The sequence below is a fragment of the Streptomyces bugieae genome (assembly GCF_036352915.1).
Lineage (GTDB): Bacteria > Actinomycetota > Actinomycetes > Streptomycetales > Streptomycetaceae > Streptomyces > Streptomyces endophytica.
In genome coordinates this window covers 1-456 of the sequence record NZ_JAZBJP010000156.1, presented here as the reverse complement: position 1 = coordinate 456, position 456 = coordinate 1, and the positions used below count along the sequence as shown (strand labels likewise).

Below are 456 nucleotides of genomic sequence, written 5' to 3'. Positions count from 1 at the left end.
CCGCGTACGTCGACGGTGCCCGTGTCGTACGGGTCGGCGCCGAAGACCGCGCGCGCCACCTCCGTACGACCGGCGCCGACGAGTCCGGCGAGGCCGACGACCTCACCGGCGTGCACGTCGAAGCTGATGTCGTGGAAGACCCCGTCCCGGGTCAGACCGCGCACGGAAAGCAACACCTCACCGGCATCGGGCCGTTCACGCGGATACTGCTGCTCGATGCTCCGGCCCACCATGAGCTGGACGAGCCGGTCCTCGGGCGTGGAGGCGGGCACCTGGTCGATGCTGCGGCCGTCGCGCAGGACGGTGACACGGTCGCCGAGTGCGGCGATCTCCTCCAAGTGGTGGGTGATGAAGACGATCCCGACGCCGTCCGCGCGCAACTGCCGGACGATCGCGAAGAGTTTGTCGACCTCTTCGGAGGTGAGCACGGCGGTCGGTTCGTCCATGATCAGGACC

1 pseudogene is annotated in these 456 nt (G+C 69.1%); it reads right to left on the bottom strand.

From position 1 onward, the window contains the following. Positions 1 to 456: pseudogene (locus V2J85_RS40660) on the bottom strand (sugar ABC transporter ATP-binding protein); the annotation flags it as partial.